The 23,349-nt window shown below is 74.6% G+C and carries 21 protein-coding genes and 1 tRNA gene; 15 read left to right on the top strand and 7 right to left on the bottom strand.

Features of this window, described 5'->3' with window-relative positions; all coding sequences use genetic code 11:
* Positions 1-59 precede the first annotated feature (59 nt).
* Both K353_RS24085 and K353_RS24080 read left to right on the top strand, forming a co-directional pair.
* Positions 60-1,004 carry a response regulator transcription factor gene (locus tag K353_RS24085; protein ID WP_111555641.1) on the top strand — a complete coding sequence of 315 codons (945 nt, stop codon included), beginning with the start codon at positions 60-62 and terminating at the stop codon, positions 1,002-1,004.
* A gap of 58 nt (positions 1,005-1,062) precedes the next feature.
* On the top strand, positions 1,063-2,595 hold the full coding sequence (locus tag K353_RS24080) for a nucleoside-diphosphate sugar epimerase/dehydratase (protein ID WP_111555640.1): 1,533 nt from the start codon (positions 1,063-1,065) through the stop codon (positions 2,593-2,595).
* Between the two features lie 32 nt (positions 2,596-2,627).
* On the opposite strand, the gene K353_RS24075 is transcribed toward K353_RS24080, so the two are convergent.
* Positions 2,628-3,122 (bottom strand): MarR family winged helix-turn-helix transcriptional regulator, encoded by a 495-nt coding sequence (locus K353_RS24075; RefSeq protein ID WP_100836624.1) that lies wholly within the window; start codon positions 3,120-3,122, stop codon positions 2,628-2,630.
* Positions 3,123-3,240: 118 nt separating this feature from the next.
* Here K353_RS24075 and K353_RS24070 point away from each other — a divergent pair, with 118 nt between their 5' ends.
* On the top strand, positions 3,241-4,038 hold the full coding sequence (locus tag K353_RS24070; RefSeq protein WP_111555639.1) for a methyltransferase domain-containing protein: 798 nt from the start codon (positions 3,241-3,243) through the stop codon (positions 4,036-4,038).
* Positions 4,039-4,061: 23 nt separating this feature from the next.
* Here the strand turns inward: K353_RS24070 and K353_RS24065 are convergent, their stop codons facing one another.
* From K353_RS24065 to K353_RS24055, 3 genes are read right to left on the bottom strand one after another with little or no spacing between them, the layout of a single operon-like run.
* Entirely contained in the window at positions 4,062-4,913 is an 852-nt protein-coding gene (locus tag K353_RS24065) for a DMT family transporter (RefSeq protein ID WP_111555638.1), read from the bottom strand.
* A 57-nt stretch (positions 4,914-4,970) separates the two neighbouring features.
* On the bottom strand, positions 4,971-5,654 hold the full coding sequence (locus K353_RS24060; protein ID WP_111555637.1) for a TetR/AcrR family transcriptional regulator: 684 nt from the start codon (positions 5,652-5,654) through the stop codon (positions 4,971-4,973).
* 26 nt (positions 5,655-5,680) lie between these two features.
* Positions 5,681-6,712, bottom strand: coding sequence for a fatty acid desaturase (locus K353_RS24055; protein WP_233533795.1), 1,032 nt, complete (start codon positions 6,710-6,712; stop codon positions 5,681-5,683).
* 305 nt (positions 6,713-7,017) lie between these two features.
* Between K353_RS24055 and K353_RS24045 the strand changes: the two genes are divergently transcribed.
* From K353_RS24045 to K353_RS34500, 6 genes are all read left to right on the top strand, one after another.
* Positions 7,018-7,088, top strand: a tRNA-Gln gene (locus tag K353_RS24045).
* 114 nt (positions 7,089-7,202) lie between these two features.
* The gene (gene glmU / locus K353_RS24040) at positions 7,203-8,648 is read left to right on the top strand and encodes a bifunctional UDP-N-acetylglucosamine diphosphorylase/glucosamine-1-phosphate N-acetyltransferase GlmU (RefSeq protein WP_111555636.1); all 1,446 of its coding nucleotides are present in this window, start codon (positions 7,203-7,205) and stop codon (positions 8,646-8,648) included.
* A gap of 154 nt (positions 8,649-8,802) precedes the next feature.
* Positions 8,803-9,783, top strand: coding sequence for a ribose-phosphate diphosphokinase (locus K353_RS24035; RefSeq protein WP_111555635.1), 981 nt, complete (start codon positions 8,803-8,805; stop codon positions 9,781-9,783).
* 247 nt (positions 9,784-10,030) lie between these two features.
* Positions 10,031-10,639: a 50S ribosomal protein L25/general stress protein Ctc gene (locus K353_RS24030; protein WP_111555634.1), complete on the top strand. Its 609-nt coding sequence runs from the start codon at positions 10,031-10,033 to the stop codon at positions 10,637-10,639.
* A gap of 109 nt (positions 10,640-10,748) precedes the next feature.
* The gene (gene pth, locus K353_RS24025; RefSeq protein ID WP_111555633.1) at positions 10,749-11,324 is read left to right on the top strand and encodes an aminoacyl-tRNA hydrolase; all 576 of its coding nucleotides are present in this window, start codon (positions 10,749-10,751) and stop codon (positions 11,322-11,324) included.
* A gap of 166 nt (positions 11,325-11,490) precedes the next feature.
* Positions 11,491-11,748, top strand: coding sequence for a hypothetical protein (locus tag K353_RS34500; protein WP_233533794.1), 258 nt, complete (start codon positions 11,491-11,493; stop codon positions 11,746-11,748).
* A gap of 81 nt (positions 11,749-11,829) precedes the next feature.
* On the opposite strand, the gene ppc is transcribed toward K353_RS34500, so the two are convergent.
* The gene (ppc, locus tag K353_RS24015; RefSeq protein WP_199528227.1) at positions 11,830-14,625 is read right to left on the bottom strand and encodes a phosphoenolpyruvate carboxylase; all 2,796 of its coding nucleotides are present in this window, start codon (positions 14,623-14,625) and stop codon (positions 11,830-11,832) included.
* A gap of 214 nt (positions 14,626-14,839) precedes the next feature.
* Between ppc and K353_RS24010 the strand changes: the two genes are divergently transcribed.
* Positions 14,840-16,108: a sensor histidine kinase gene (locus K353_RS24010; RefSeq protein ID WP_111555631.1), complete on the top strand. Its 1,269-nt coding sequence runs from the start codon at positions 14,840-14,842 to the stop codon at positions 16,106-16,108.
* A gap of 103 nt (positions 16,109-16,211) precedes the next feature.
* On the opposite strand, the gene K353_RS24005 is transcribed toward K353_RS24010, so the two are convergent.
* Together K353_RS24005 and K353_RS24000 are read right to left on the bottom strand one after the other, a co-directional pair.
* Positions 16,212-16,670 carry an SUKH-3 domain-containing protein gene (locus tag K353_RS24005; protein ID WP_233533793.1) on the bottom strand — a complete coding sequence of 153 codons (459 nt, stop codon included), beginning with the start codon at positions 16,668-16,670 and terminating at the stop codon, positions 16,212-16,214.
* A gap of 104 nt (positions 16,671-16,774) precedes the next feature.
* A complete protein-coding gene (locus K353_RS24000) occupies positions 16,775-17,230 on the bottom strand; it encodes a YwqJ-related putative deaminase (protein ID WP_111555630.1) in 456 nt (151 codons plus the stop codon).
* Positions 17,231-17,538: 308 nt separating this feature from the next.
* Here K353_RS24000 and K353_RS23995 point away from each other — a divergent pair, with 308 nt between their 5' ends.
* From K353_RS23995 to K353_RS23975, 5 genes are all read left to right on the top strand, one after another.
* The gene (locus K353_RS23995; protein WP_233533792.1) at positions 17,539-18,741 is read left to right on the top strand and encodes a Gfo/Idh/MocA family protein; all 1,203 of its coding nucleotides are present in this window, start codon (positions 17,539-17,541) and stop codon (positions 18,739-18,741) included.
* A complete protein-coding gene (locus K353_RS23990) occupies positions 18,738-19,718 on the top strand; it encodes an NAD-dependent epimerase/dehydratase family protein (protein WP_111555629.1) in 981 nt (326 codons plus the stop codon). The genes K353_RS23995 and K353_RS23990 overlap by 4 nt, the downstream gene beginning before the upstream one ends.
* Before the next feature lie 137 nt (positions 19,719-19,855).
* Positions 19,856-20,989 carry a DegT/DnrJ/EryC1/StrS aminotransferase family protein gene (locus K353_RS23985; RefSeq protein WP_111555628.1) on the top strand — a complete coding sequence of 378 codons (1,134 nt, stop codon included), beginning with the start codon at positions 19,856-19,858 and terminating at the stop codon, positions 20,987-20,989.
* 114 nt (positions 20,990-21,103) lie between these two features.
* Positions 21,104-22,210: a DegT/DnrJ/EryC1/StrS aminotransferase family protein gene (locus K353_RS23980; protein WP_111555627.1), complete on the top strand. Its 1,107-nt coding sequence runs from the start codon at positions 21,104-21,106 to the stop codon at positions 22,208-22,210.
* A gap of 121 nt (positions 22,211-22,331) precedes the next feature.
* Positions 22,332-23,333, top strand: a complete 1,002-nt coding sequence (locus K353_RS23975) for an SMI1/KNR4 family protein (protein ID WP_111555626.1) — start codon at positions 22,332-22,334, stop codon at positions 23,331-23,333.
* The last annotated feature ends 16 nt before the right edge of the window (positions 23,334-23,349 follow it).

Raw genomic sequence — 23,349 nt, 5'->3', positions numbered from 1 at the left:
GCCCGTAGGCTGAGTGCGGCACCGGTGGGGGTCGGGCCACGAGCAGGGGGGCAAGGACGATGGGGCGTATGCGCGTCCTGGTGGTCGACGGCCACCGGATCTTCGCCGAGGCGCTCGCCACGGCACTGGCCGCCGAACCCGACGTGGACGTCGGGGCGGCGGGCAGCGCGGCGGCGGCCGAACGGGCGCTGGAGCGGGCGGTGGCCGAACACCGCCCGTACGACGTGGTGCTGGTCGACGTCGACCTGGGCGCCGTCCCGCCACCGCCCCGTACCTCGGCCGGGCCGCCGCCGCCGCACCCGCCGGCCGTCCCGCCGCCCCGCGTGCCGGCCGCCGCGCCCGGGCCGCCCGTGCCCCGGCGCACCCCGGCCGGGCCGCGACAGTCGCACCATCCTCAACGGCGGTCTGCCGCCGTCCAGTTGGCACCGCCGCAGCTCCCCGCCGCCCGGCCCGGCGAGGCCCGGCCGCTGACCGACGGGATCGCGCTGGTCGCCCGCGTCCGGCGGGCCCACCCGGAGGTGCGGGCCGTCCTGCTGGCCGCCGCGGACGACCCGCAGCGGGCCGCCCGGGCCCTCCAGGCCGGGGCCAACGGCTGGGTGGCGCGCGAGAGTTCGCTCAGCGCGCTGATGACCGTGGTGCGCGGCGTGCGCCGCGACGAGACGCACCTGCCGCCCGCGCTGCTCACCGGCGTGGTCCGCGAACTGACCTCGGCCCGCCGCGACCGCTCGGAGAGCGAGCGGCTGGTCGCCGCGCTCACCCCCCGCGAGGAGGAGGTGCTGCGCTGCATGGTCGCCGGGCTGGGCCGGCAGGCCGTCGCCGAGCGGCTGTTCCTCTCCCCGCACACCGTCCGCACCCACATGCAGAACGTCCTGGGCAAGCTGGGGGTGCACTCCACGCTCGCGGCGGTCGCGGTCGCCCGCCGGGCCGGGATCGCGCCCTCCGAACCGCCCGTCCCCGTCCCCCCGCCGACCGTCGCGGCCGCCACAGGCCCCGGCGCGGGCTGAACGAGCCCCCGCCTCCCCCGCACGCTCCACTCCGTGATCCAGGGAAACCGGAGGTCAGATGTTGCCGCACCGCACTGCCGCACGCCCGCACGGGGCCCGTACCCGCCCACCGGACGGCTCCACCGGCCTGCGCACCCTGGTGGTCGGGGCCGGTTCCGCCGGCACCGCCCTGGTCCGCGACCTGGGCCGGACCCCGGAGTTCGGCCTCGACCCGGTCGGCGTCCTGGACGACGACCCGGCCAAGGCCGGCCGGGACGTCTCCGGCAGCCCCGTCCTGGGCCCGCTCGCCGACCTCACCGACCTGGCGCTGCGCCACCGCGCCCAGGTCGTCGTCCTCGCCATCCCGGGCCTGCCGCACCAGCGGGTGCGGACCCTGGCCACCGCCGCGGCCGCCGCCGGCGCGGCCGTCCGCTACCTGCCGTCCTTCCTGGCCGCGCTGCGCCGCGAGGTGGTCGGCTCCGACATGCGCACCCTGGACGTCAACCGGCTGATCGGGCGGCACGAGGTGCACGTGGTCTCGCCGGACGTCCGCACCGTGATCGAGGGCCGCCGGGTCCTGGTGACCGGCGCCGGCGGCTCGATCGGCAGCGAACTGTGCCGCCAGGTCCAGGCGTTCGGGCCGGCCGCGCTCTACATGCTCGACCACGACGAGTCCAACCTGCACCGCCTCCAGCTCGACATCTGGGGCGAGGCGCTGCTCACCGACGACTCGCCGGTCATCGCCGACATCCGGGACCGCCCCCGGATCCAGCAGATCTTCCGCGACCTGCGCCCCGACGTGGTCTTCCACGCCGCCGCGCACAAGCACCTGCCGCTGCTGGAGCGCCACCCCAGCGAGGCCGTCAAGTCCAACGTCCTGGGCACCGACCACCTGGTCGAGGCCGCGCTGGCCACCGGCGTCGAGCGGTTCGTGCTGATCTCCACCGACAAGGCGGCCGACCCGACCTCGGTGCTGGGCGCGAGCAAGCGGCTGGCCGAACTCATCGTCCAGGCCAACGCCCGCGACGCCCGCAACCTCGGCACCGGCGTCTTCGCGGCCGTCCGCTTCGGCAACGTGCTCGGCTCGCGCGGCTCGCTGCTGTCCGTCCTGGAGGAACAGCTGCGCAGCGGCGGCCCGGTGACGGTCACCCACCCCGACGTCACCCGCTTCTTCATGACCATCGAGGAGGCGGTCGGCCTGGTCCTGGAGGCCGGGCGGATGGCGGAGGGCGGCGAGGTCTTCGTGCTCGACATGGGCGAGCCGGTCCGGATCGTCGACCTGGTCCACAACTTCGCCGAACAGGTCCAACTCGGCGCGGACGAGGTCGAGATCCGCTACACCGGCCTGCGGGCCGGCGAGAAGCTCAACGAGGCCCTGTTCTCCGACGCCGAGGAGCGCCTGCCCACCGCCCACCCCCGGATCTTCGCCACCGCCGCCGACCACGCCGCCGCCCCCGAGGACCTGGCCGGCGGCCTCACCGGCCTCTACGCGGCGGCCACCACCAACGACGACCCCGAAGTCCGCGACCGCCTGGCGGCCCTGCTCCCCGGCTACCAGACCGCCCCCGCCCGGACCCCGGCGCTCGCCACCCCGTACCCGGACGGCTTCTGAGCCCGCGGCACCGGCCCCGCCGGGGGCCGGGCTCAGCTGCTGCGGTCGAAGGGGGCGACCAGGTCGCGCAGCAGGGCGGCGAGTTCGGTCTGCTGGGCGGGGGCGAGCTGGGAGAGGATCTCGCGCTCGTGGGCGAGGAGGCCGGCCAGGGCCTGGTCGGCCTGGTCGCGGCCGGCCCCGGTGAGGCGGACCAGGACGCCGCGGCGGTCGTCGGGGTCGGGGAGGCGGACGACCAGGCCCTTGGCGGTGAGGCGGTCGATCCGGTTGGTCATGGTGCCGGAGGTGACCAGGGTCTGGGTGAGTAGCTGGCCGGGGGAGAGCTGGTAGGGGGAGCCGGCCCGGCGCAGGGCGGTGAGGACGTCGAACTCCCAGGGTTCGAGGCCGTGCTCGGCGAAGGCGGTGCGGCGGGCGCGGTCCAGGTGGCGGGCGAGGCGGCTCACCCGACTGAGGACCTCAAGCGGTTCCACGTCGAGGTCGGGGCGCTCTCGGCGCCATGCTGCGACCAGGCGGTCGACCTCGTCCTCCATGACGATCAGTGTATCGGGGGGTGTGTCGATGTGAAGTCTCTTGACATCAAGAGATAACAAAGGAAATCTCGGCGTGACAGAGATATCTTGACGTCGAGATACTTTCCGGAGCCGCGCCATGCCCGCCCACTGGGACGCCGACCAGTACCTGCACTACGCCGACCTGCGCAACCGCCCGTTCGACGACCTGCTCGCCCGGGTCCCCGACCTGCCGCCCCGCCCCACCGTGCTGGACCTCGGCTGCGGCCCCGGCAACTCCACCGCCGCCCTGCGCCGCCGCTGGCCCGACGCCCGGCTGCTCGGCCTCGACACCTCGCCCGACCTGCTGGCCCGTGCCCGCGGCGCCGACGGCGAGCCCACCGCCGAGTACCGCGAACAGGACGTCACCGGCTACGACCCGGCCCCCGAACGGCCCGACCTGATCGCCTCCAACGCCGCCCTGCACTGGATGGACACCGACACCGCCGACCACCTCGCCCTGCTGCCCCGCTGGGCGGCCGCGCTGCGCCCCGGCGGGGTGATCGCCTTCCAGCTGCCCGGCAACTTCGCCGCCCCCAGCCACACCCTGCTCGCCGAGCTGCGCCGCAGCCCGCGCTGGCGCGACCGCCTGGCCACCGTCCGCCCCGACGCCTCCTGCCACGCGCCGGACCGCTACGCCCGGACGCTGCTGGCCGCGGGCTGCGCCGCGGACGTCTGGGAGAGCACGTACACGATGGTGCTCCAGGGCCCCGACCCGGTCCTGGAGTGGGTCAAGGGCTCCGCGCTGCGCCCGGTGCTGGACCGGCTGCCGGAGCCGGCCGAGCGGGCCGAGTTCCTGGCCGGGTACGGCGCGCTGCTGCGCGCGGCGTACCCGGCGACCGAGCACGGCACCCTGTTCCCGTTCCGCCGGGTCTTCGCGGTGGCCGTCAAGCGCTGAGGAGCCTCCGGACGGCCGCCGGGTCACTTCGCGCCGGGCAGCGCCGGGTGCCGGCCCAGCACCACCACGCCGACCACCACCGCGGCCAGCCCGGCGCTCTGCCAGGCCAGCGCCCCGGGGGTGAGCCGGAGCCGGTCGCCGAGGAAGCCGACCGCGCAGGCGATCCCGGCCAGCGGCTGGGCGGCGGTCAGCGCGGGCAGCGACATCCGCAGCGGGGCGGCCTCGAACGCGGACTGCACCAGCAGCAGCCCGACCACGCCCAGGCCCAGCACGGTGTACGGCGGCCAGGACGCCAGCGCGGCCGCCGCCCCGTCCTGGTCGATCCGGTCGAAGGTGGCGCGGGTGAGCGCGTCCTGGAGGCCGTAGAGCAGCCCGGCGGCCAGCGCCAGCAGGGTGGCCTCCTCGAACAGCGGCAGCCGGCGGGCCACCGCGACCAGCAGCAGGGCCAGGCCGGAGACGGTGCCGATCACCAGCCAGTGGCGCAGCGGCCCGGCCGCCGGGCCGCCGCCCCGGGGCTGCCCGGCGGCGATGAACGCGGTGACGCCGAGGGCGATCAGGGCGACGCCGGCCCAGCCGGAGCGGCCCAGCCGGGTGCCGGTGATCCGGCGGGCCAGCAGCATCGCCCAGACCAGGTTGGTGGCCAGCAGCGGTTCCACCAGGGTGACTTCGCCCTGGCTGAGGGCGAGCGCGGAGAGCACCTGGCCGCCGATCATGAAGGCGATGCCGAGCAACCAGTCGGGCATCCGCACCAGGTCGAGCAGCAGCCGCCAGCGCAGCAGGTCCCCGCTGGGCGCGCGCTGGGCGGCGTGCTGCTGCAGGACGAATCCGGCGCCCAGCAGGCAGGCCGCGCCGAGGGCCAGCAGGAAGACCGCCACGGGACCGCCCCTGTCGTGCGTGTCGGCCCGGCGTCCCCGGTGGCGGGGCCGGGCCGGTCAGTTCTTGCGGTCGCCGACCAGCTTGGGGTGCCGCTCCAGGCCCTCCAGGCCGTGCCAGGCGAGGTTGACCAGGTGGGCGGCGACCTCCGCCTTGGCGGGCTTGCGCACTTCCAGCCACCACTGGCCGGTCAGCGCCACCATGCCGACCAGCATCTGCGAGTACATCGGCGCCAGCCTGGCGTCGAAGCCCCGGGACTTGAACTCCAGGCCGAGGATGTCCTCGACCTGGGTGGCGATGTCGCCGATCAGCGAGGCGAAGGAGCCGGTGGACTGGGCCACCGGCGAGTCCCGGACCAGTATCTTGAAACCGTCGGTGGAGGTGTCGATGTAGTCCATCAGCGCGAACGCGGCCTGCTCCAGCAGCTCGCGGGAGTGCCCGCCGGTCAGCGCGCCGGTGACCATGTCGAGCAGCAGCTGCATCTCGCGGTCGACCACCACCGCGTACAGGCCCTCCTTGCCGCCGAAGTGCTCGTACACGACGGGCTTGGAGACCCCGGCGCGCTCGGCGATCTCCTCGACCGAGGTGCCGTCGTAGCCGCGTTCGGCGAAGACCGTCCGGCCGATCTCCAGCAGCTGCTCGCGGCGCTGCTTGCCGGTCATCCGCACCCGGCCGGCGCCCCTGCCCCCGCTGCGGCGCGAGGGCTGCCGATGGCCGGCGCTGTCTCCGTTGGTCCCGTTCACCCCTCCATCATGCTGTAGGCGCTGACTCATGCGGCGCGGCGGGCGGCGATCCGCTCCGCGCCGGGCCAGCGGACGTCGTGCGCCCAGCCCGCCTGTTCGAACCAGCGGATGACCCGGGCCGAGGAGTCGACCTGGCCGCGGAGCACGCCGTGCCGGGCCGAGGTGGGGTCGGCGTGGTGCAGGTTGTGCCAGGACTCGCCGCAGGAGAGCACGGCCAGCCACCACACGTTGCCGGACCGGTCGCGGGACTTGAACGGGCGGGCGCCCACCGCGTGGCAGATCGAGTTGATCGACCAGGTGACGTGGTGCAGCAGCGCGACCCGGACCAGCGAGCCCCAGAAGAAGGCGGTCAGCGCGCCCTGCCAGCTCCAGGTGGCCAGGCCGCCGACCAGCGCGGGCAGGCCGAGCGAGAGCAGCGTCCACAGCCAGAACAGCCGGGAGATGCGCCTTATGGCCGGGTCGCGGACCAGGTCGGGCGCGTAGGTGAGCTGCGAGGTCTGCTCCTCGTCGAACATCCAGCCCATGTGCGCCCACCACAGGCCCTTGAGCAGCGCGGGCACGCTCTCGCCGTAGCGCCACGGCGAGTGCGGGTCGCCGTCCTTGTCGGAGTAGCGGTGGTGCTTGCGGTGGTCGGCGACCCAGCGCACCAGCGGGCCCTCGACGGCCAGCGAGCCGAGCACGGCCAGGCCGAGCCGCAGCGGGCGGTTGGCCTTGAACGCGCCGTGGGTGAAGTAGCGGTGGTAGCCGACGGTGATGCCGTGGCAGGTCAGGAAGTACATGGCGACGGCGATCCCGGCGTCCAGCCAGGACAGCCCCCAGCCCCAGGCCGCCGGGACGGCGGCCAGCAGGGCCAGGAAGGGCACCGCGATGAACAGGACCAGGGTGGCGCGCTCCAGCGCGCCCTGCTTCTCGCCGCCCCTGGTGGCGGACAACGCGGTGGCGGACAACGCGGTGGCGGACAACGCGGTGGCGGACGACGCGGTGACGGACGACGCGGTGGCGGTTCGCCGCGCGTCCTCGGCGGCGCTCGGCGGCGCCTGCCCGGCCTGGATGGTCATGGCGCTTCCCTGGGGGAGAGGGGACCGGAGGGGTACCTACGTGACCGTAACTTACGGCATCGTAGGTACCGGGCCCGGGAAAACGGAAGGGCCCCGCGCGCACGTGTCGCCCTGTTCGCCCGCCGGATTCCGGCCCGTCGGTAGCGCGTCGGTAGCGCGTCGGCGGTCCGCCGGCCGCCCGTCGGCCGCCCGTCGACGGGGCGCGACCTGCGCGGTCGGGGGCGCGGGCCGGGCCGCCTTCGGGGAAGGTGGTGGAGCTACGGGCCGTCAACCCGTAGGCTGTGCTGGGCGCGCGTCGCGCCCGTTCCGCCGTGGTGTAATGGCAGCACAGGGCCCTTTGGAGGCCTTTGTCTGGGTTCGAATCCTAGCGGCGGAGCCCCTTCCCGGCCGGGCGCCGTCCCGGTCCGACCGTTTCGGACGGTTTGCCTTCCTTTTCTCTCGGTATTGTTCGGTGCGCCCTCAATCCGCATCGACCGAGGAGTCTCCCCGCGTGAGTGCCAACCAGCCCGCCGCCGTCATCGTGCTCGCCGCCGGGGGCGGTACCCGAATGAAGTCCAGGGCGCTGCCGAAGGTGCTGCACGAGATCTGCGGGCGCTCCCTGGTGGGCCACGCGGTCAGTGCCGCAGAGGAGTTGACGCCCGGTCAGCTGGTCGTGGTGATCGGCCACCTGCGCGAGCTGGTCCAGGCCCACCTGGCCGAGCGCCACCCGGCCGCCCGCCCGGTCGTCCAGACCGAGCAGAACGGCACCGGCCACGCGGTGCGCACCGCGCTGGAGGCGCTCGCCGCCGACGGCGTGCAGCTGGACGGCACCGTGCTGGTCACCACCGGCGACGCCCCGCTGCTGACCGGCGCCACCCTGGCGGCGCTGGCCGCCGCCCACGCCGAGCAGGGCAACGGCGTCACCGTGCTGACCGCCCGCGTCCCCGACGCCACCGGCTACGGCCGGATCCTGCGCGGCCCGGACGGCGCGGTCGCCGCGATCGTCGAGCACAAGGACGCCACCGCCGAGCAGTTGGCCGTCGACGAGATCAACTCCGGGGTGTTCGCCTTCGACGCCAAGCTGCTGGCGCTCGCCCTGTCGCTGGTCGGCACCGACAACGCGCAGGGCGAGGAGTACCTGACCGACACCCTGGAGATCCTCCGCCGGGAGGGCCACCGGGTGGGCGCGGTGGTCGCCGCCGACCACCGGGAGATCGTCGGGATCAACGACCGGGTGCAGCTCGCCGCGGCCCGCCGGCTGCTCAACGACCGCCTGCTGGAGAACGCCATGCGGGCCGGCGTCACCGTGGTCGACCCGGCCTCCACCTGGTTCGACGTCCAGGTCACCTACGAGCCGGACGCGCTGGTGCACCCGAACACCCAGCTGCACGGCGCCAGCCACCTGGGCGAGGGCTGCGAGGTCGGCCCGAACACCACGCTGACCGACACCGCGGTCGGCGCGGGCGCCCGGGTGAGCAACACCACGGCCGACCGGGCCGAGATCGGCCCGGAGGCCGCGGTGGGCCCGTACGCGTACCTGCGGCCGGGCACCAGGCTGGCCCGGGGGGCGAAGGCCGGCACCTACGTCGAGATCAAGAACTCGGAGCTCGGCGAGGGGGCGAAGGTCCCGCACCTGTCGTACATCGGGGACGCGACGATCGGCGAGGGCACCAACGTCGGTGCGGCGTCCGTCACAGTCAACTACGACGGCGTGAACAAGCACCGGACGGTGATCGGGGCCCACTGCCGCACGGGTTCCGACAACATGTTCATCGCTCCGGTGACGGTCGGTGACGGCGCCTACACGGCCGCCGGATCGGTGATCACCAACGACGTCCCGGCCGGTTCGCTGGGCGTCGCGCGGGCCCAGCAGCGCAACATCGCGGGCTGGGTTGAGCGGAAGCGGCCCGGTTCGGCTTCGGCCCGCGCGGCGGCGGAGGCCGGTGGGGCGCAGTAGCCGGACGGGACGGCCGGGGATCTTGAGGAGTGGTCCCCGGCCGCCGGACCTTCCGCGGGGCGCGTAACCTGATGTACATACGTGCGCCATCGGGCCAGTCCGGCCGTGCCTCGGCGTACTCACCCAGAGTGGCAATACACGAGGAGACGGTGCAGTGAGCGGGATCACGACCTCCGGTGAGAAGAAGCTGAAACTCTTTTCCGGCCGTGCCCACCACGAACTTGCCGAGGAGGTCGCCCGCGAACTGGGCACCGAACTCGTCCCGACCAAGGCCCTGGACTTCGCCAACGGCGAGATCTACGTCCGCTTCCTGGAGTCCGCCCGCGGTGCGGACTGCTTCGTGATCCAGAGCCACACGGCTCCGATCAACCAGTGGATCATGGAGCAGCTGATCATGATCGACGCGCTCAAGCGCGCGTCGGCCCGCAGCATCACCGCCATCCTCCCCTTCTACGGCTACGCCCGGCAGGACAAGAAGCACCTCGGCCGCGAGCCCATCTCGGCCCGCCTGGTCGCCGACCTGCTGCGCCAGGCCGGCGCCGACCGGCTGATGGCCGTGGACCTGCACACCGCGCAGATCCAGGGCTTCTTCGACGGCCCGGTGGACCACCTGTTCGCGCTGCCGATGCTCGCCGACTACGTGGGCGACCGCGTCCCGGACCGCTCCAAGCTGACCGTCGTCTCCCCGGACGCCGGCCGGGTGAAGGTCGCCGACCAGTGGTGCGACCGCCTCGGCGCCCCGCTGGCGATCATCCACAAGCGCCGCGACATGTCGCAGGCCAACACCATCCTGTCCGCCGAGGTGGTCGGCGACGTCAGGGACCGGGTCTGCGTCCTGGTCGACGACATGATCGACACCGCCGGCACCATCTGCGCCGCCGCCGACGCGCTGTTCGACGCCGGTGCCGCCGACGTCCTGGTGGCCGCCACCCACGGCGTGCTCTCCGGCCCGGCCGCGGACCGGCTGAAGAACTCCCGGGTCAGCGAGTTCGTGTTCACCAACACCCTGCCGACCCCCGCCCAGCTCCAGCTGGACAAGATCACCACGCTGTCGATCGCCCCGTCGATCGCCGCCGCGGTGCGCGAGGTGTTCGAGGACGGCTCGGTCACCAGCCTCTTCGAGGGCGTGCACTGACCCCTCGTCGGGACCCCGGTCGGCCCCCGGCTCCAGCACGGAGCCGGGGGCCGATTTCACGTCCGCCCCACCACCCGGTTAGTCTGGGCAGACTGCTCGGCGAGGGATGCCCGGATTCGGGGCTCCGTGATCGACGCGCGTGGTCGATGCGCTTTGATCGAACCGCCGAGCTTCCCCCAAGTACTTGAGGGTGTGGCCCGGCGGTTCTGTCGTTCCTGCACCCCTTCGCTTCACGAGGAGTGCAGCCGTGTCCGAGATCCGCCTTGCCGCCGAAGCCCGCACCGAGTTCGGCAAGGGTGCCGCCCGTCGCGCCCGCCGCGCCGGCCTCGTCCCCGGTGTCGTGTACGGCCACGGCCTCACCCCGGTGCACCTGAACCTGCCCGGCCACGACCTGATGATGGCCCTCAAGACCCCGAACGCCCTGCTGGTCGTCCCGATCGAGGGCAAGGACGAGTTCGTGCTGCCGAAGGCCGTCCAGCGCGAGGCCATCAAGCGCACCATCGAGCACGTCGACCTGCTGCTGGTCAAGCGCGGCGAGAAGGTCACCGTCGAGATCCCGGTCCACACCGAGGGCGAGCTGGCCCCCGGCGGCAACCTGATCGAGAACGTGCTGAACGCCCTCCCGATCGAGGCCGAGGCCACCCACCTGCCCGAGTCGGTCACCGTCTCGATCGAGGGCCTGGAGGCCGGCGCCGCCGTCACCGCCGGCGACATCACCCTGCCCTCCGGCGTGACCCTGGCCGTCGAGGCCGACGCCGTCGTGCTCCAGGTCATCGGCGCCCAGGCCCCCGAGGCCACCGAGGAGGAGGAGGCCGAGACCGAGGCCGCCGCCGCCGACGAGGCCGTCGAGGCCTGATCACCGCGCCCTCGCTGCCCCGGCCGTCCCGCCCCGCGCGCGGACGGCCGGGGCAGCGGCGTGTCCGGGATGATGTGACGGTACGGAGAACACCCGCGTGAGGAGCGGCATGAGCGAGTACGACGGCCCCTGGCTGGTGGTGGGCCTCGGCAACCCCGGCAAGGAGTACGCCCGCAACCGGCACAACATCGGCTTCATGGTGGTCGAGCTGCTGGCCCGGCGGATGGGCGCGAAGTTCAAGGCCCACAAGAGCCGGGCCCAGGTCGCCGAGGGGCGGCTGTCCGGCCGGCGGGTCGTGCTGGCCGAGCCGATGAGCTTCATGAACCTCTCGGGCGGGCCGGTCACCGCGCTGCGCGACTTCTACAAGGTCCCGACCCCGGCGATCGTCGCCGTCCACGACGAGCTCGACCTCGACTACGCGGCGCTGCGGCTGAAGACCGGCGGCGGCGACAACGGCCACAACGGCCTCAAGTCGCTCACCAAGTCGCTCGGCCCCGACTACCACCGGGTCCGCTGCGGGATCGGCCGCCCGCCCGGCCGGATGGAGGTGGCCGACTTCGTGCTCAAGGACTTCTCGGCCGCCGAGCGCAAGGACCTCGACTGGTTCGTCGACCGGGCCGCCGACGCCGTCGAGGCGCTGCTCGCCGACGGCCTGGAGCGGGCCCAGCAGAACTACAACTCCTGACCCCCGCCGCCGGGTTGGCACTCGGTGCAGGCGCGGACCGGGGTTCGACCACCCTCCGTACACAACGTTCATGCAACGCTTCCCCGTTGGAAGCTGACCTGGGGTCAGAAACGCCCGGGGATCGGATACCGTCGAAACCGGTGCCGCAAGGATTGAAGTGCCGTCTATGGGGGTATGGACCGTGATCCGGTCGAAGCGCGTGGGCAAGGTCGTCGGAGGCACCGTCCTGTGCCTGGCCGCCGGGGGATGGGTCGCCGGGCCCGCCGCGGCCGCCGAACCCACCTCCGTCCCGGAGCCCGCCGCGGCCCGGATCGCCCCGCCCACCGGCTCGGTCGGCTCGGCCGGCGGGTACGCGGTCGGCGGCGGCCTGGTGGTGGTGGCCGGCGGCGCGGCGGCCTGGCTGCGCAAGCGCAAGCGGGCCTGAACGACGGAGGACGCGCGAACGGCGGCGGCCCGCCCCCTCGGTGGACGAGGGGGCGGGCCGCCGCGGTGCGCGGTGCGCGGGTCAGCCGGTGTTGCGCAGGCCCGCCGCGATGCCGTTCACGGTGAGCAGCAGCGCGCGGGCGCGCAGCGGGTCCTCCGGCCGGCCGGCCGCGACCTCCTCGCGCTGCCGGCGCAGCAGCGCGACCTGGAGGTAGGAGATCGGGTCGAGGTAGGCGTCGCGCACGGTGAAGGTCTGCTTGAGGACCTCGTTGTGCTCCAGCAGCTCCGACTCGCCGGTCAGCCGCAGCACCTCGCGCAGGGTGAGGTCGTGCTCGGCGACGATCTGGTCGAAGACGTGGTGCAGCTCGGCCGGGACCAGCTGCTCGACGTAGTGGCGGGCGATCCGCAGGTCCGTCTTGGCCAGCGTCATGGCGACGTTGGACAGGAAGTTCCGGAAGAAGTGCCAGTTGCCGTGCATCTCGTCCAGCACGTCCGTCAGCCCGGCCTCGCGGGCCGCCGCCAGGCCGGAGCCCACGCCGTACCAGCCGGGGACGATCTGCCGGGACTGCGTCCAGCCGAACACCCACGGGATGGCCCGCAGGCCGTCCAGGCCCGCGCCGCTGTCGGGGCGGCGGGACGGGCGGGAGCCCAGGTGCAGCGAGGCCAGCTGGTCGACCGGCGTCGCCGCGAAGAAGTACTTCGGCAGGTCCTCCTGCTCGACCAGCGCCCGGTACGCGGTGTGCGCGGCGGCCGAGACCTGGTCCATCGCGGCGTCCCAGCGGGCCAGCTCCTCCGGGGCCTGCCGGGGCGCGGTGTGCAGCGCGGACGCGGCCAGCGTGGCGGAGAGGGTCAGCTCCAGGTTCTCCCGGGCCAGCGAGGGCAGCAGGTACTTGTCGGAGATCACCTCGCCCTGCTCGGTGACCTTGATCTCGCCCTCCAGGGTGCCCCACGGCTGGGCCAGGATCGCCTCGTGCGAGGGGCCGCCGCCGCGGCCGACGGTGCCGCCGCGGCCGTGGAACAGCCGCAGCCGGATGCCGTAGCGGTGCGCGACGTCGCGCAGCCGGCGCTGGGCCCGGTGGATCTCCCACTGCGAGGTGGTGATGCCGCCGAACTTCGAGGAGTCCGAGTAGCCGAGCATGACCTCCTGGATGTCGCCGCGCAGCGACACCAGCAGCCGGTACGACGGGTCGGAGAGCATCTCGTCCAGGATGCGGTCGGCCTCCTGGAGCTCGTCGGTGGTCTCCAGCAGCGGCACGATGCCGATCTTGGCGATGCCCGCGTGCAGGTCGATCAGGCCGGCCTCGCGGGCCAGCACCGCCGCCGCGAACACGTCGTCCGCGCCCTGGCACATCGAGATGATGTACGACTCGACGATCTCGTCGCCGAACCGCTCGAAGCCCTCCCGGATGGTGGTGAACACGCCCAGCGTCTTGGCGCCCGCGGCGTCCAGCGGGGCCGGGGTGGGGGCCAGCGGGCGGCGCGAGCGCATCTCCTTGGAGAGCAGGCGCTGGCGGTACTCGCGCGGCATGTCGGTGTAGCGCCACGCCTCCTCGCCGAGCCGGTCGAACAGCTGGCCCAGCGCGTGGTGGTGCGCCTCGGCGTGCTCGCGCACGTCCATGGTGGCCAGCTGGAGGCCGAACGCCTCGATGGTGCGGATCGCCCGGGCCAGGCGGCCGTCGGCGATCAGGCCGCCGCGGTGGGCGCGCAGCGAGTCCTGGATCAGGCGCAGGTCGGCCAGCAGGTCGCGGGTGCCGACGTAGTCCCGGCCCGGGGTGGGCGCGGTGCCCGCGGCGAGGCGGTCGCGGGTGTTCTCCAGCTTGATCCGGATGCAGGTGGCCTTGAGCCGGTACGGCTCCTCGGCGTTCATCCGCTTGTAGCGCGGGCTCAGCTCCGGCAGGTGCGCCAGGTCGGCGTCCAGCGAGGCCAGCAGCTCCTCGGAGGCCCCGGCCAGCCGGACCGAGGTGGAGAGCGAGGCGCGCAGGTCGTCGACGGCCGCCAGGGCGTCCTTGATGCCGTACTCGTGCTGGAGGTTGAGCACGTCCCAGGTGACCCGCGGGGTGACGTTCGGGTTGCCGTCGCGGTCGCCGCCGATCCAGGTGCCGAAGGTCAGCGGGCGCACGCCCTCGGGCAGCGTCAGGCCGACCCGGGCGAGCTCCTCGTGCAGCTCCTCCAGTACCTCCGGGACGGCGTCGCGGTACAGCTCGTCCAGGTAGTAGACGGCGTTGCGGGCCTCGTCGGTGGGCTCCGGGCGGGCGATCCGCAGCTCGTCGGTCTGCCAGAGCAGGTCGATCACCTCGGCCAGCCGGCGGTCGGCCTGGCGGCGGGCCGAGGTCTGCCGGGCGCTGTCGATCCGGCCGGTGGCGTCCTGCTCGCGGTGGATGCGTTCCAGCAGCTCGCCGACCCGGCGCAGCTTGTTCAGCACCGAGCGGCGGGCCGCCTCGGTGGGGTGCGCGGTGAACACCGGGCGCACCGCGAGGTTGGCCAGGGTGTCCGCCAGGTGCTTGGGGTCCGCCTCCTTCAGCTGGTCGGCGGTCTGCGACAGCAGCGAGCCCTCGCGGGCCCGGCGCGAGGCGAACTCCCGGCCGCGGTGCACCTGTTCGGTGACGTTGGCCAGGTGGAAGTAGGTCGAGAAGGCGCGCACCAGCTTCGCGGCGGTGTCCAGGTCGATCTCCGCCAGCAGCTGCGCGGTCGCCTCGCCGTCGGTGCGGCTCAGCAGGCGCACCTGCTCGACCAGGCCCAGCAGTTCGGGGCCCTCCTGGCGCACCAGGGTCTCGCCGAGCAGGTCGCCGAGGCGGCGGATGTCCGCCCGCAGCGCGGCGTTGTCCGCGTCGGCGATCGCGGACGGGCTGTCCGCCTGAGTGGGGACCGGAGCGGTCACGGCTGTCTCCCTGTGGTGGTGGGGTTCGGCAACGGCTCTGACATCACCGCGGTGCGGGTGACGGGTGCGGACCGCGCTGTCCGACGGGCAACAGCATAGGTGGCACGGGGTGCCAGGACGGAGAGGTGGCCGGATGGCGGACAGGTCGGGCGGGGCCGGCCGGCGCCGGGTGCGCGCCCCCGGCCGGCGACCCCCACTGCGTATCGTGTCGGTCATGAGTGAGAAGCCGGCGGGGGACGGCCTGTGGTGGTGGAAGCGGAGGCGCGGCGCGGCGCTGGACCTGGCACTGGCCGCGGTGTCGGCGGTGGAGTGCGCCGCGGGGGCGTACGGGCTGGTCCGGGACCGGCTGGGCTGGGGACCGCCCGCGACGGTGGTGTGCGTGGTGCTGGGGGCGCTCGCCGGGGCGTCGCTGGTGGTGCGGCGCCGGTGGCCGGTGGTGCCGGTGGTGGTGGCGCTGGTGTTCGTGCCGGGGTTCTTCGGCGTGGTGCTGCTGGCGGTGTCGCTGTACACGCTGGCGGCGACCTGGGAGTGGCCCTCGCGGCGGGCCCGGGTGGTGGTGCTGTCGGCGGTCGCGATGGTGGAGACCTTCGGCATGGTGCTGTTCGCCACCACGGCGCCCAGCAAGGCGCCGCCCGCCGAACCGCTGCCGCCGACCTGGGTGTTCGTGGTGATCTCGGCGTTCGTCGCGGTCGGCATGGCGGTCGCCCCGATGGTGACCGGCCTGTACGTGGGGGCGCGGCGGCGGCTGGTGGAGTCGCTCAAGGACCGGGCCCAGGGCCTGGAGACCGAGCTGACCCTGCTGGCCGAGCAGGCCCGGGAGCGGGCCTGGCGGGCCCGGGCCGAGGAGCGCACCCGGATCGCCCGGGAGATGCACGACGTGGTCGCGCACCGGGTCAGCCTGATGGTGGTGCACGCCGCCGCGGTGGAGCGGATCGTCCCCAAGGACCCGGCGAAGGCCCGGCAGTCGGCGAAGCTGATCGGCGAGACCGGCCGGCAGGCGCTGGACGAACTGCGGGAGATCCTGGGCGTGCTGCGGATGACCGAGCCGCAGGAGCAGGTCGAGGCCCCGGTCGGCGGGCTGGGCGAACTGCCGGAGCTGGTCGAGCAGTCCCGGGTGGCGGGCATGGCGGTGTCGCTGGCGGTCAGCGGCGAGCCCCGGGCGTACGTCGCCGAGGCCGAGCAGACCGCGTACCGGGTGGTGCAGGAGGGCCTGACCAACGCGCACAAGTACGCGGGCGGGGCGCGGGTCGCGGTGCTGCTGGCGTACGTGCCGAACGGGGTGCGGGTGTCGGTGGTGAACGACTGCCCGGGCACGGCGGCGCCGGTGGCGCTGCCCAGCGGCGGCAACGGGCTGGTCGGGATGCGCGAGCGGGTGGTGGCGCTCGGCGGCGGCTTCCACGCCGGGCCGGAGGACGGCGGCGGGTTCCGGGTGGAGGCGGTGCTGCCCTCGCGGCTGCGGCGCTCGGCCGGGCCGGCGGGCTGACGGGGCGCTGCTCGGCGGGCCGCTGCTCGGCGGGCCGCCGTCGGACGGGCCGCCCGCGGGCGGCCCGGCGCGGTCAGTCCTGGCGCGGTCAGTCCCGGCGCGGTCAGTCCTGGGCGGTGCGCAGCCGGTGCGGGGCGCGGCCGAGGACCAGGGTGCCGATCGCCCGGTCGACGCTGTCGCCGAGGAACCACTCGCCGGTGTGGTCGAGGCTGTAGACCCGGCCCTGTTCGTCGACGGCCAGCAGGGCCTGCCCGTACAGCTCCTCGCCGAGCGGGGCCAGCCGGGTGTCCAGGGCCCGGCCGAGGTCGGCGAGGGTGCGCGGGGCGTGCAGGCCGCAGCGCGGGTCGAGCAGGAACGGGGTGCGGGCCAGGGTGGCGCCCGCCCCCGGGACGTCGAAGGCCAGGCCGCCGAACTCGGCCCACGCCTCGATCGCGGCCGGGAACACCGCGTGCTGCGGCTCCAGCGGACCGCCGTACGCGACCAGGGCGTCGGCCCACAGCTCGGCCTGCCGGATCTCCCAGCGGCCGGGGTGCCAGCCGGCCTGCTTGAGCGCGGCGGCCACGTCGGCCGGGAAGCGGGGCTGGGTGCGGACGGGGCCGGCGTTCAGGGCGTGCTCCGGGAGTTCGGGGACGGGGGTCGGGAACGGGGGAGTTCGGGAACGGGCGCTCAGCGGCCGGGCGGGCCCACCTCGACGCTGGCCACGTTCAGGTGCTCCAGCAGCGGGGCGCAGGAGCGGCACGGCGGCGCGTGCGTGCCGTGCGCCGGATCGCCCTCCTCGCGGATGCGCAGCGTGGTCATCCGGGCCCCCTTGAGCGCCTTGCGGGCCTCCTGCACCGTCATCGGCTTGCGCGCGGCCCGCTTCGAACGGGACGCGTCGACCTGCCCCAGGTACTGGGACAGCAGCGCCGCCTCCGGGCAGCGGCCGACGAAGCGCTCGCGCTTCTCCACCGGCAGCGCCGCCAGGAACGCGCCGACCAGCGGGTGCAGTATCGGCGCCGGCTCCGACTTCTCCCCGGCCAGCGTGTGCACCGTGCCGCCGCGCAGCGACAGCGCGGCCGCCACCGCGGGCAGCAGGCTGTCGCGCTGGTGGCGCAACACGGGCGGCGGGCCCGACTGGTCCATGACTGCTCCTCGGCGTTGTGCGGCGCACGGCAGTTCTCCGCTGCCGGGGGTCTGCTGACGGACGGTGGATCACGCACGGTAGCGGGACCCGCGGACAGTGAATCCTCACCCCAGAGCATCCAGCCTGCCAAACCGATGCGGCGCGCGCCGCGCCGGGGTGCGGACACGGGGCGCGCGGAGGTGTACGGAGGGCCGAACCACCGCCCCCCGCGCCCCGGGCGGCCCGCGGCGGTTTTGCCGATTGTGCCCCGGCGGGCCGGGCCGGGCCGGTACGGTTCGAGCGACGCGGCGGCAAGGGGGGTCTTGCGATGGGGTCGAACGTCGTGGCGCACGAGGCGCCCGGGGAACACGTGCCCACACCGGGCAGCACCGAACAGCGGCCCGACCGGCGGATCGGCCTGGCCGTGGTCGGCGCCGGCTACTGGGGCCCGAACCTGGTCCGCAACGCCCAGCAGACCGCCGCCCTGCGGCTGCACTGGCTGTGCGACCTGGACGAACAGCGCTCCCGCAAGGTCCTGGGCGAGTACTCGACGGTCGCCGCCACCACCTCGTACGAGCAGGTGCTCGCCGACGAGCGGGTCCGGGCGGTGGCCATCGCCACCCCGGCCGGCGCCCACCACCGGCTGGCCCGGGCCGCGCTGGAGGCCGGCAAGCACGTCCTGGTGGAGAAGCCGATCACCACCACCGTCGAGGAGGCCGCCGACCTGGTCGCCCTCGCCGAGGAGCGCGGCCTGGTCCTGATGTGCGACCACACCTTCTGCTACACGCCGGTGGTGCGCCGCATCCGCGAACTCGTGCACGGCGGCGAGATCGGCGACGTCCAGTTCTTCGACTCGGTGCGGATCAACCTCGGCCTGGTCCAGCCCGACGTCGACGTGCTGTGGGACCTCGCCCCGCACGACCTGTCCATCCTCGACTTCGTCCTGCCGCCGGGCGTCGAACCCGTCGGCGTCAGCGCCCAGGCCGCCGACCCGATCGGCGCCGGCCGGGCCTGCGTCGCCTACCTGACGCTGCGGCTGTCCAACGGCGCGCTCGCCCACTGCCACGTCAACTGGCTCTCCCCGACCAAGGTCCGCACCACGCTGATCGGCGGCTCCCGCCGCACCCTGGTCTGGGACGACCTCAACCCGCAGGCCAGGCTCGCGATCCACGACCGCGGCGTCGACCTCACCCCGCCCGACGAACTCACCGACGCCATCCGGCACCGCGCCCTGATCTCCTACCGGGTCGGCGACGTGGTCGCCCCCGCCCTGGTCGAACAGGAGGCGCTGCGCAACGTGATGGCCGAGTTCGCCGCCGCCATCACCGAGGGCCGCGCCCCGCTCACCGACGGCCGGGCCGGACTGCGCGTGCTGCGCCTGCTGCACGCCGCCTCCCGCAGCCTCGAACTCGGCGGCGCGACCGTCCCGGTGGACGCCTCCGCCGACGGCCCCGCCGCCGGCAGCGGGGCCGACGCCGCCGCGCTGCTCACCCGCCAGCTCTCCGCCCAGCAGAAGGCCGCCGCCCGATGAACGCCGCCGTCCCGCTCGAAGGCTCCCGCTGCCTGGTCACCGGCGGCGCCGGCACCATCGGCTCCACCGTCGTCGACCAGCTGGTCGAGGCCGGCGCCCGCGAGGTCGTCGTGCTCGACAACTTCGTCCGCGGCCGGACGGCCAACCTGGCCCGCGCCCGGGAACTCGCCGCCCCCGGCCAGCTGCGGGTCGTCGACGGCGACATCCGCGACCGCGCCCTGCTGCGCGAACTGCTCGCGCCCGGCACCGACGCGCTGTTCCACCTCGCCGCGATCCGGATCACCCAGTGCGCCGCCGAACCCCGGCTCGCCCTGGAGGTGATGGTCGACGGCACCTTCGACGTGGTCGAGGCCGCCGCCGAGACCGGCGTCCGCAAGGTGATCGCCTCCTCCACCGCCTCGGTGTACGGCCTCGCCGACACCTTCCCGACGCCCGAGACCCAGCACCCGTACCACAACGACACCCTGTACGGCGCCGCCAAGGTCTTCAACGAGGGCCTGCTGCGCAGCTTCCACGCCATGCACGGCCTCGACTACGTCGCGCTGCGGTACTTCAACGTGTACGGCCCCCGGATGGACGTGCACGGCCGCTACACCGAGGTGTTCATCCGCTGGATGGAGCGGATCGCCGCCGGACGGCCCCCGCTGATCTTCGGCGACGGCGCCCAGACGATGGACTTCGTCTACACCGAGGACATCGCCCGGGCCAACCTGCTGGCCGCCGCCGCCCCGGTCACCGACCGGGTCTACAACATCGCCTCCGGCACCGAGGTCTCGCTGCGCGGCCTGGCCGACGCCCTGCTCGCCGCCATGGACTCCGGCCTGGAGGTCGAGCACGGCCCCGCCCGGGACACCGCCGGCGGCGTGGTCCGGCGCCTCGCCGACATCTCCGCCGCCGAGCGCGACCTCGGCTGGAAGCCCGAACTCGGCCTCACCGACGGGCTGCGCGCGCTCGTCGCCTGGTGGCGCGAGCAGTAGCCGCCCGAGCCCGGACGCGCCCCCCGGTCCGCGCGCAACCGCGCGGACCGGGGGGCTCCCGTCAGCAGGACCGCGCCGGGCGGGCCCGTCGCACCGGGGCGCGACCCGGCGGTGCGTGAACCGAGGAGGAGCACCCGATGACCATCCCCGTCATGATCCCGTGGCTCGGCGAGGAGGAGGCCGAGGCCGCCGCCGAGGCCGTCCGCTCCGGATGGGTCGCGCAGGGCCCCCGGGTGGCCGCGTTCGAGAAGGCGTTCGCCGAGCACACCGGCGCGCCGCACGCCGTCGCGGTGTCCAACTGCACCACCGCCCTGCACCTGGCGATGATCGGCGCCGGGGTCGGCCCCGGCGACGAGGTCGTCGTCCCCTCGCTGTCGTTCGTCGCCACCGCCAACGCCGTCACCTACGTCGGGGCCGTACCGGTCTTCGCCGACGTCGACCCGGCCACCGCCAACCTCACCCCCGCCACCGTCGCGCCGCTGCTCACCGCGCGCACCCGGGCCGTGATCGCCGTCGACCAGGGCGGTGTCCCCGTCGACCTGGACGCGATCCGCGCTCTGGTCGAACCGCGCGGCATCGCCGTAGTCGAGGACGCCGCGTGCGCCGCCGGCTCCGTCTATCGGGGCCGCCCGGCCGGTGCGGGCGCCGCGATCTCCGCCTACTCCTTCCACCCGCGCAAGCTGCTCACCACCGGTGAGGGCGGCATGCTCACCCTCCAGGACGGCGAACTCGCCGCCCGGCTGCGGCGGCTGCGCGAGCACGGGATGAGCGTCTCGGCCGCCGACCGGCACGCCGGGGCGGGCGGCGCGGGCGTGGTGGAGACCTACGACGAGATCGGCTTCAACCACCGGATGACCGACGTCCAGGCCGCGATCGGCCTGGTCCAGCTCGGCAAGCTCCCCGCGATGGTCGCCCGGCGGCGCGAGCTCGCCGACCACTACCGCGAGCTGCTCGGCCCCGAACTGGCCGCCCGGACGGTCGCCGACCCGGCGCACGGCACCGCGAACTTCCAGTCGCTCTGGCTGCTGCTCCCCGAGGACGCCCCCGACCGGGGCGAGGTGCTGACCCGGCTCGCCGCCGACGGCGTCTCGGCGCGGCGCGGCATCATGGCGGCGCACCTGGAGGCCCCGTACAAGGGGACGGCGCGGGTGCCGCTGCCCGCGACGGAGCTGATCACCGCGCGGTCGCTGATCCTGCCGCTCTACCACTCGCTCGGCCACGGGCAGGTCCAGCACGTCGTCTCGGCCCTCAAGGCGGCCCTGGGCCGTTGACGCGGGGGTGCCCGCACGCGCAGCGTCCTCCCCCCGCCGCGATCCTCCCGCCGTCCGACCTCCGATCCGCGCGGCTCCCCGCGCCCCCGGTTCCGCCCACGAGAGGCTCCCACCGTGACCGACATCCCCCTGGTCGACCTGCACGCCGCGCACGCCGAGATCGCCGACGAGGTCCGCGCGGGCTTCGATGCGGTACTGGCGAGCGGCGCCTACATCAAGGGCCCCGACGTCGCCGCGTTCGAGCGGGAGTACGCGGCGTTCTGCGGCACGGCGCACGCGGTGGGGACGGCGAACGGCACCGACGCGATCGAACTGGCGCTGCGCGCACTGGAGCTGGAGCCCGGCGGCGGGGTGGTGCTGCCCGCCAACACCTTCGTGGCGAGCGCCGAGGCGGTGGTCCGGGCCGGGCTGCGGCCGGTCCTGGTGGACGTGGACGAGGAGCACCTGCTGATCGACGTCGAGCAGGCCGCCGCCCGGGCGGCAGGCGCCGTCGCCCTGCTGCCCGTCCACCTGAACGGCCAACTCGCCCCGATGGAGGCGCTGCTGGCGGCGGCCGACGGCCGGCCGGTGGTCGAGGACGGCGCCCAGTCGCAGGGCGCCACCCGGCACGGGCGGCCCGCCGGCAGCTGGGGGCGGATCTCAGCCACCAGCTTCTACCCGGGCAAGAACCTCGGCGCGTACGGCGACGCGGGCGCGGTGGTCACCGACGACGCCGAACTCGCCCGCGCGGTGCGGCTGCTCGGCGACCACGGCTCGGACCGCAAGTACGTCCACGAGCGGTTCGGCTTCAACTCCCGGATGGACACCCTGCAGGCCGTGGTGCTGCGCGCCAAGCTCCGCCGCCTGCCCGCCTGGAACGAGGCCCGCCGGGCCGCCGCCGAACGCTACGACAAGCTGCTCGGCGGCCTGGACGGGATCACCCTGCCGCGCACCCTGCCCGGCAACGCGCACGTCTGGCACCTGTACGCGGTGCGGGTCGAGCGCGACCGGGACGGAGTGCTGGCCGCCCTCCAGGAGGCCGGGATCGGCGCCGGCGTGCACTACCCCGTCCCGGTCCACCTCCAGCCCGCGTTCCGCCACCTCGGCCATCCGGAAGGCGCCTTCCCGGTCACCGAGCGGGCCGCCGGGCAACTGCTCACCCTGCCGCTGTTCCCGCAGCTCACCGAGGTCCAGCAGACCCGGGTCGCCGAGACGCTGGCCGCCGCGCTGCGCCGCCGCTGACCCCCGGCGGGCACCCGGCCGGACGGCACCCGGCCGGGTACCACCGCGCCCCTGAACGCGGACGGCCGTTGCCCTACGCTGGTCCCCGAGGACATCGGCTTCTGCCAGTGGGGGACCACAGATGACGACAGGTCGGCCCGGCACCGCCGCCGTGCCCAACGCGGCGTACGCGGGCCAGGTGGTGCAGTTCCCGGACCCGGTCCGGGCCGAGCGGCACCCCCGGGGCGTGCGCGTCGACGAGAACGGCCACCCGGACTTCTCGCCGTACGCGGCCGCCGCCGCCGAGGTCGCCGACCCGCCGGAGGGCTTCGGCGTCGACGAACTGCGCCTGACCGACTACGTGTCGGCCAACGCCGCGCTCTACACCCGGGGCCACGAGCTCTGGGCCGACCTGGACAGCGCCGTCGCCACCCCGCCCGGCTGGACCTGGCACCACGTCGTCGGCCGCGCCCCCGCGGGCTGGCGGCGGATGGAGCTCGTCCCGGTCGAGGTCAAGGCCCTGCTGCGGCACCACGGCGGCCTGGCCCGCTCCACCGCCGACCACACCCGCCGCGGCACCCGCCCGCTCCAGGACCACCGCCCCGCGCACTTCTCGCTCGCCAAGGACGGCGGCGACCCGGTCGCCGTCACCGAGGACCTCGTCCAGCGCGCCGAGCAGCGCCTCGGCCACCCGCTGCCGCCCGCCTACCGGGACTTCCTCAAGCTCACCGGCGGCCGCGGCCCGGTCGGCGTCGCCCTCGACGTCGACCTCGGCCTGCTGGTCGACCAGCCGTTCCTCACCCTCAGCGAGGAGTACGGCACCCACGACCTGGTGTACGCCAACAAGTGCCTGCGCGACCACCTCACCAAGGACCACCTCGCCGTCGCCTACCTCCAGGGCGGCCTGCTGACCGTCAGGGTCCGCGGCGAGGGCACCGGCTCGGTCGGCTTCCTGCCCTACGACGACGCCCGCGACGACGGCTCCGACGAGCCCGTCGAGCAGCGCGTGCAGCGCCTCCTGCTGCCCTGCGGCGACAGCTTCGACGCGTTCCTGCTGCGCCTCGCCGGCGGGCCCGCGGAGCTGGAGACCGTCGCCGAACTCATGGTGGACGGCGGCTTCGTGCGCGCCGTCCCGGTGAACTGACCGAACGACAGGGGTG

This window comes from Kitasatospora sp. SolWspMP-SS2h, from assembly GCF_003259315.1.
GTDB lineage: Bacteria > Actinomycetota > Actinomycetes > Streptomycetales > Streptomycetaceae > Kitasatospora > Kitasatospora fiedleri.
Note: the sequence above shows the minus strand (reverse complement) of the source record. Positions and strands in the feature narration are given on the sequence as shown.